The sequence below is a fragment of the Streptococcus suis genome (genome assembly GCF_002964045.1).
In the GTDB taxonomy this organism is placed as follows: Bacteria; Bacillota; Bacilli; order Lactobacillales; family Streptococcaceae; genus Streptococcus; species Streptococcus suis_U.
Map to the genome: position 1 here is coordinate 1 of NZ_POPB01000440.1, position 8,310 is coordinate 8,310.

Genomic DNA, 8,310 nt, shown 5'->3' on the forward strand with positions numbered 1-8,310 from the left:
AACCATCTAAGTGCTTTCCCAGCTTCCAAGTGCAGTAGAACAATTTCTAGTTTCTCAGAGACAGATTTTGGACTTCTTTTGGACATAATAAAACTCCCCTCATAGTTTCTAGTAAAAATTTTTGTTTTTTCGCTGTCCACTATAAGGGGAGTATATCACACTGGAGAGTCCTATTTTTTGAAGTAGATCAGGGACTTTTTCACCATTGAATCCAATCCATAAATACTTCCAGGGATTTGTGTTGCTTGATTGATAGAAATTAGGTACTTTAGGTTCAATTAGAAATCCTTGATTAGCTTTCAAATGGTATAACTGGTTATCTGATAGAAGCGTCCCCTCACCATCAATAACTATATGTATGAGAAAGTCGTTTCGGATAGCCGGTCCAAAACTGTGACCAGGTTGGGTAATTGAAACTCCACAAAATGAAAAATAGACATCATCAAGTTGTAAAATATTATTATGATAGTGATGTAACATTTGTTGCATTTTTTCACCTCTCTATAAAACTTATTATGTCACAAAAAGTCGAATTGTACAAACAAAATAGTCTTTTTCAAAAGTAAGAAAACAGATATAGTAGTAGTTGAAAAGAGGTGGGAAGATGAAGAATATCGTATTTGATGTTAAAACGAAGCAATTTCATTTGTATAATGAAAAGATATCCTATGTGATGCAGGTTGAACAAGGAGGAGTTCTTTCTCATATCTATTTTGGAAAGCGCATACAATTTATTGGTGATTCCAATTGGTATCCACGTTTAGAACGAGGCTATGCACCTCATCTACCGAGAACGAATGAGAGTATATTTTCAAAGGATACCTTGCCACAAGAATATTCTTCCGCTGGTGCGGGAGATTATAGAGTATCTGCACTTGAACTTGTATCGGATAAGGGGGCAATGATCAGTGATTTTCGTTATCGATCGTACCGTATCTTTCCTGGTGTGAAAAAAATAAAAGGTTTGCCACAGTCAAAGGTGCAACAAAAAGAAGAAGCCCTTACTTTGGAAATTATTCTATATGATACTGTACTCGATGTTGAAATCCAATTAAATTATACTATTTTTGACAAAGATGCAGTCATTGCTAGATCAGCATGTGTGAAGAATTGTTCGGAGAGGAGGATTCGTCTACAAAACTTTGCTTCTTTCCAATTGGATTTGTTAGCGGAAGACTATGAATTAATCACGCTACCAGGTAAACATGCTGGGGAGCGTATGATTTGTCGAAATTCTATTACTCAAGGGGTTCACAGAATCGAAAGTAGGCGTGTTGCTTCCAGTCATCAGATGAATCCATATATTTGCTTACTAGAGCCACATACAGATGAAGAAGTTGGAAAAGCTTATGGTTTTCACTTAATTTATTCAGGCAACTTTCAGATGACGGTAGAAAAAGATCAATTTGAGCAGTTGAGAATTCTAGCCGGTATTAATGACTATAATTTTAATTGGTTGTTGGAAGCAAATGAAACATTTTTCTCTCCAGAAGTTTTACTTAGTTATTCCGATACTGGATTAAATGGCCTTAGTCAGACACATCATGATTTTATCAATTCAAGAATAATCAGACAGGATTTTAAAAATAAAGAGCGTCCTATATTGATAAATAATTGGGAGGCAACATATTTTGATTTTACAAGTGAACAGTTAGAGAAGCTTATTGATGAGGCTTCTGATTTGGGAATAGAGATGTTCGTGCTAGACGATGGCTGGTTTGGTCATCGTGATAGCGATAATTCTTCTTTGGGGGATTGGGTAGAATACAAAGGAAAACTGTCAAAAGGTTTGAAATCATTAAGTGAATACGTGCATAAAAAGGGAATGAAATTTGGAATGTGGTTTGAACCAGAGGCCATCTCAAAAGATTCTGAACTATATCGCAATCATCCTGATTTTCTACTTGAAGCCCCGAATCGTCCAGCTTACCCGTCAAGAAGACAATATCAGTTGGATTTTAGTAGGCAAGATGTCCGTGAAAATATCTTTAACCAAATGTGTCAAGTAATAGATAACTTGCAACTTGATTATATCAAATGGGATATGTGTAGGCATGTTTCGGATGTGTATTCTAATGCCCAAGATGCTGAAAAGCAAGGTGAAGTGTCTCATAGATATGTTTTAGGGTTGTATGATTTCATGGATAAGTTACAGACGAGGTATCCTGAGATGCTAATGGAAGGTTGCGCAGGTGGAGGTGGTCGCTTTGATCTTGGAATTTTAAGTTATATGCCACAAATCTGGACTTCAGATAATACGGATAGTATTGCAAGAGTAAAAATTCAATATGGAACCAGTCTAGCTTATCCAGTGTCAAGCTTTACAGGGCACGTATCTGCATCGCCAAATCATCAAACTGGGAGGGAAAGTAGTCTCAGATTTCGCAGTGATGTAGCAATGAGTTGTGTATTTGGATATGAATTAGATGTATCTAAACTTTCTGAAGTTGAAAAGTTAGAGATACGATCGACGATTCTATTTTATAAACGACATAGGAAGCTAATCCAATTCGGTGATTTTTATCGTCTAATCAGTCCCTTTCATAACAATACATCAGCAATTATGTTTGTAAATCCGGAAAAAACAGAATTTTTATTATTTACCTTCTATTCAGTGATTGAAGCACAACCACCGATTAAGCGTATGAGGTTGAGAGGGTTAGATAGTGATAAAATCTATAAGGAAATGGATACTGGGAAACTCTATATGGGCTCTGAATTAATTGAAATGGGATTGCTTTATTTTCCAAAAATGAAAGGTGATGGACAATCAACAGTTCAATATTTCAAAGAATACTTATTAAATGATGAAGGAAGGGAAAAAGATGGAGTTGATTAATGTTGAGAATGGAATTTTTCATTTAAATAATAATGAAATTTCCTATATTTTTTCGATAGAAGAAGGAAAAATTCTTAGTCATTTATATTTTGGTAAAAAAGTTAAGAATTATCATGGCCACCGTAAGCAACCAAGAGTTGATCGTGCCTTTTCAGGAAATTTAGCAAATAGTAAAGCAAGAGACTATTCGTTGGATACTATTTTGAGAGAATATAGCGGAACAGGTGAAGGGGATTATCGACTGCCCTCTGTTATAGTTCGCCAAGAAAATGGGAGCTTAGCGACTCGTTTTAGATACTCTAGTTATGAAATCGTAAAAGGAAAACCTCATTTAAAAGGTCTACCTCAAACCTATGTAGATCAGGAAGAGGAGGCAGAAACTCTAATTATTTATTTAGAAGATTCTGAAGCTAGTTTAGGATTGTATTTATACTATACTATTTTTTCTGACAGAAATGTGATTGCACGATCTGCTAGGATGGTAAATCAAAGCAATAAACCTATCCAAATTGAAAAACTAGCTTCACTATCTTTGGATTTTTCGGCGCGATCTTTCGAGGTCATTAGCTTTCCCGGAGCACATGCTCATGAACGCCAGATGGAAAGACAAAAACTTCAACATGGCCAGATGAGATTTATGAGCCGTCGTGGAACAACCAGTCATCAAATGAATAATTCCATGGTACTAGTATCAAAGGAGACGACTGAGCATTCAGGAGATGCATATGGTGTTGGTTTAATCTACTCAGGTAATCATGCTCTCGAACTTGAAAAAGACCAGCTTGATCAAGTGCGATTGGTAGTTGGTATCAATGAAGAAATGTTTTCGTGGGAATTATCTCCTTCGGAATCTTTTCAAACACCAGAGGCAATCTTAGTCTATTCAGACAAAGGATTAAATAAGATGAGCCAGACTTTCCATAGCTTAATTACAAAGAGAATAGCTCGTGGGCCGCATCGTGACCTTCAACGACCGATTTTGGTTAATAATTGGGAAGCTACTTATTTTGATTTTAATGAGGAAAAAATAAAATCAATCATTCAAGAAGCTAAAAAATTGGGTATTGAAATGTTTGTGCTTGATGATGGATGGTTTGGTCAGAGAGACGAGGATGATCGCTCTCTTGGGGATTGGTTTGAGAATAAGAGAAAACTTGGTAATAGTGGGTTAGCAGGAATTGCTTCTTACGTGAAAGAGGCAGGGATGAAATTTGGCTTGTGGTTTGAGCCAGAAATGATTTCGATTGATTCAGACCTGTACCGCAGGCACCCTGAGTTCTTGATGAAGATTCCAAATAGGGAAGCCCTCCCATCAAGACAGCAGTTCGTTTTGGATATGGGACAGGAACAAGTCCGAAAAAATATTATTTCCCAGATGGAGAAGCTATTGGATCAAGGCTTTATTGACTATATTAAATGGGATATGAACCGACACTTATCAGATGTTTATTCACTTGAGTTACCACCTCACAAGCAAGCGGAAACGTCCCATAGATATGTCCTGGGCCTATACGAAGTCTTGGAATATTTAACAACTAAGTACCCAACAATTTTATGGGAAGGGTGCTCGGGAGGAGGTGGTCGATTCGATATGGGATTTGCCTATTACATGCCTCAATCCTGGACCAGTGATAATACGGATGCAGTGGCGCGTCTAGCTATCCAGTATGGTACCTCACTTATCTATCCACCATCTGTGATGACTTCTCACGTTTCTGCGGTTCCTAATCATCAAACAGGCCGTGTCACGCCATTGGATACAAGAGGATATGTATCGATGGGAGCAGTATTTGGCTATGAGTTAGATTTGACAGCCTTGACAGAAGATGAAAAGAATCTGATTTGTTCTCAAATCAATCAGTATAAGGAGATTAGGGAACTCATACAATATGGTCGTTTTACGCGCTTACTTAGTCCATTTGATGGTAATAGGTGCGCCTGGATGTTTACAAATCAAGATGCATCAGAAGCAGTTGTATTTGTATTCCAGATTTTGTCCCATGCTCAACCAATTTTAGAAACCTTACGATTAGAAGAACTAGATTTAGACGGAATCTATGAGGAGCAGAGAAGCCTGCAATGTTATGGTGGTGACGAGTTAAGGAATATTGGACTTTACCTACCAATTCAGAAAAAAGATTTCGCATCAACTTATTATCATTTTAAAAAAATAAACTAACATATCCTAAGGAGGAAAAGGAAAATGCGCAAAAGTTTCAAGATTTTTTTGAAATCAATTATGGTGGTAGCTGGTACTGCAGCATTGTTGGCAGCATGTGGCACAAAGAATGCTGATAGTGACAAAACGATTCTTACCTATGCGAGCTGGGACACGGATCAAGCAACGGGATTACGAAAAGTTTTAGATGAGTTTGAAAAGGAAAATCCAACGATTGAAGTAAAGATGGAGACCACACCGTGGGATCAATACTGGTTAAAATTAGAAGCAGCCACAACAGGTGGAAATATGGCAGATGTTGTGACCATGCACTCTACAGAATCAAATAAGTATATGTCTGCTGGTATGTTAATGAATCTGGATGAGTTGGTGGAGTCTAAGGATGTAGATCTGACAAATTACACTGAAGGGATTGCTGATTTTTACACATATAATGGAAGTTTATATGGAATTCCCAAAGATACTTCTACAGTTGGGCTTTGGTATAATAAAGAGTTATTTGACCAAGCTGGTGTTGCCTATCCAGATGAGAACTGGACATGGGAAGATTTTCGTCAAGCTGCAATTAAGCTAACGGACACTTCAAAAGGGATTTATGGTTTCGCTGCTGAAAACGCACCGGAAACAGGTTATTGGCCATTTATTTTCCAAAATGAAGGTAAGGTCTATAGTGATGATCAGACAAAATCAGAGCTAAATAGTGAAGCTGTCGCTGAGACCATGCAGTTTTATACTGATTTAATTAATGTAGACCGTGTCTCACCAACTGTCAAAGAACTTCAGGAAACCAATCGAATTGCACGGTTCCAAGCAGGAAAAGTCGCCATGATTATTGAAGGGAACTGGCATGCAACAAATATGTTGAACAATGAATACACCAAGAAAAATGCGGCAGTTGCGGTACTTCCTAAAGGAAAGGTGCGAGCAACCGTAACAAATGGATTGGCGTGGGCTGCTAGTGCTAATACTAAGCATCCAGAAGAAGTAAAAAAATTGATGAAATTCTTAGCTAGTGAGAAGGCGAATAAAATTCAAGCAGAAGAAGGAGTCTCTATTCCAGCCTACAAAGGTCTAGGCGGGGAATGGGTACAGTCCATTCAAGAATTCGATTTACAACCATTTGTTGATATGATCGAATACGGAGTTCCTAGACCGTATAATAAATATGGACTAAAAACAGAAACTTTAGAAAAAGAGGTTATGAATGATGTTTTTGATGGGAAAAAAACGGTCAAAGAAGGACTAAAAGAGATTGCAGAAGGAGTAAATCAAATTCTGGCAGAATAGGAGAAAACGAATGAAAAAAAAGATGCTTGGTAAGTACAAAGCTGAGGAAGTTTGGTGGGGATATATCCTTATATTCCCTACCGCCCTTGGTTTGATATTCCTTAACATTTGGCCAGCAATTCAAACTGCTATTTTGAGTTTTCAAAAAACAATAGGTTTTGGCAAAACAGAGTGGGTTGGATTAGCCAATTATCACAAGCTATTACAGGATAAGGAAGTGTTTCAATCATTGTACAATACCCTTGTTTACGCTCTGGTTTCCATCCCACTGATTATTATTTTTTCATTACTTGTTGCTGTAATGATGAATCAAAAAATAAAAGGGGTCTCTTTTTATCGAACATTGTATTTTTTACCAGTAGTGGCAGCACCTTCAGCAGTAGCAATGATTTGGAAATGGATGTTCAACAGTCAATTCGGCTTAATCAATAATCTCTTGTCAAAATTTGGGTTTACGGGACCAGGATGGTTGAGTGATCCTTCTATAGCTATCTATTCAATTATCATTGTGGGGGTATGGAGTGCCATAGGTTATAATATGGTTTTGCTGCTAGCGGGACTTCAAGAAATTCCAAAAGATTTCTATGAATCAGCGGAAATTGATGGGGCGAGTAAATGGAAACAATTTACCAGTATTACGTTGCCGCTGGTTACACCTACCTTATTTTTTGTTGTTGTAACAACAGTGATTAATTCTTTTCAAGTATTCGATGTGATTTTTATGATGATGCCCCCGTCAAGCGAGGCAATGTATAAAACCCAATCACTTGCTTACTTATTTTATAAACATTCCTTTATTTTAAATGATAAAGGATATGGTTCTGCGATAGTAGTTTTTCTCTTGTTGATTATACTTGTGATTACTGCTGTACAGATGAAACTTCAAAAAATGTGGGTACATTATTGAAAGGAATAATATGATGAAGAGAAAGCAATGGTTAGTACATCTTATTCTTTCATTTGGAGCACTTAGTATGATCTTACCCTTCCTATGGATGTTACTAACTTCAGGGAAAACACTACAAGAAGCTACAGCAATTCCGCCAACAATCTTTCCTAAAACTGTTCAAGTTTCGAACTATACTGAAGTATTAAATTTACTCCCTTTTATGGCCTTTTACTTCAATACATTTTTGATGGTTGTTGGACGTGTGGCAGGATCGGTTCTTTTTTCGGCAATGGCTGCATATGCAACAGCGCGCTTGGAGTTCCCCGGGAAAAGAATATTTTTTGGAATAGTCGTGGTCCAAATGATGATTCCAGGTTCAATTTTTATCACTCCTCAATATCTACTTGTTCAAAAAATAGGATTACTAAATACGGTTCCGGCACTTGTTGTTCCAGGAATCGTCAGTGCATTTGGTACGTTTTTACTTAGACAATTTTTTCTTGGCTTACCAAAAGAACTTGAAGAAGCGGCCTACTTGGATGGTGCAAATATCTGGACAATCTTCTTTAAAATCATGCTTCCTCTAGCACGATCAGGTTTGATTGCTTTATCCATTTTTACAGCTTTATTTGCTTTTAAAGATTTAATGTGGCCATTGATAGTGAATACATCTATTGATAAGATGAATTTAGCTGCTGGTTTAGCCAATTTACAAGGACAGTATTCAACCAACTATCCGCAGCTGATGGCAGGGTCTTTATTAGCTATTTGGCCGATGATTGTTTTATTTATCATTTTCCAAAAACAATTTATTGAAGGGATTGCAACAAGCGGTGGTAAGCTGTAAGGAAAAATGGATTCCCCATAGGGATAAATTGATACGGAATCCTTTTTTAAATCAAATTGGAGTAAGAATTCTATAAATAGGTATGTATTATGAAGTAATATTGATTACTGCTAGTTTGGGGTTGAAGAATTAATAACGCCGTTTCTAGGAAAAGTTGTAACCGCCCAATAACAAAGTATATTGAAAAGGCTCCAAAGTCCTATCGACTCTGGAACCTTTTTCTATTTACATGCTCTCTTAATTTTTTCCTTCCATGGCAAATAAGCCTC

At 37.1% G+C, this 8,310-nt stretch carries 6 protein-coding genes; 5 read left to right on the forward strand and 1 reads right to left on the reverse strand.

Going from position 1 to position 8,310, the window contains the following annotated elements; all coding sequences use genetic code 11:
• Positions 1 to 108: 108 nt before the first annotated feature.
• A complete protein-coding gene (locus C1E99_RS11265; RefSeq protein ID WP_105207603.1) occupies positions 109 to 489 on the reverse strand; it encodes an AraC family ligand binding domain-containing protein in 381 nt (126 codons plus the stop codon).
• Positions 490 to 604: 115 nt separating this feature from the next.
• Here C1E99_RS11265 and C1E99_RS11270 point away from each other — a divergent pair, with 115 nt between their 5' ends.
• Genes C1E99_RS11270 through C1E99_RS11290 form a run of 5 tightly spaced genes read left to right on the forward strand, consistent with a single transcriptional unit; the run spans position 605 to position 8,041 of the window.
• Positions 605 to 2,839: an alpha-galactosidase gene (locus C1E99_RS11270; RefSeq protein ID WP_105207604.1), complete on the forward strand. Its 2,235-nt coding sequence runs from the start codon at positions 605 to 607 to the stop codon at positions 2,837 to 2,839.
• Positions 2,826 to 5,018, forward strand: a complete 2,193-nt coding sequence (locus C1E99_RS11275; protein ID WP_105207605.1) for an alpha-galactosidase — start codon at positions 2,826 to 2,828, stop codon at positions 5,016 to 5,018. Before C1E99_RS11270 ends, C1E99_RS11275 begins: the two co-directional genes overlap by 14 nt.
• Positions 5,019 to 5,042: 24 nt before the next feature.
• Entirely contained in the window at positions 5,043 to 6,305 is a 1,263-nt protein-coding gene (locus C1E99_RS11280) for an ABC transporter substrate-binding protein (protein ID WP_105207606.1), read from the forward strand.
• Between the two features lie 10 nt (positions 6,306 to 6,315).
• Positions 6,316 to 7,212 carry a carbohydrate ABC transporter permease gene (locus tag C1E99_RS11285; RefSeq protein ID WP_105207607.1) on the forward strand — a complete coding sequence of 299 codons (897 nt, stop codon included), beginning with the start codon at positions 6,316 to 6,318 and terminating at the stop codon, positions 7,210 to 7,212.
• Positions 7,213 to 7,222: 10 nt separating this feature from the next.
• The gene (locus C1E99_RS11290) at positions 7,223 to 8,041 is read left to right on the forward strand and encodes a carbohydrate ABC transporter permease (RefSeq protein WP_419580080.1); all 819 of its coding nucleotides are present in this window, start codon (positions 7,223 to 7,225) and stop codon (positions 8,039 to 8,041) included.
• The last annotated feature ends 269 nt before the right edge of the window (positions 8,042 to 8,310 follow it).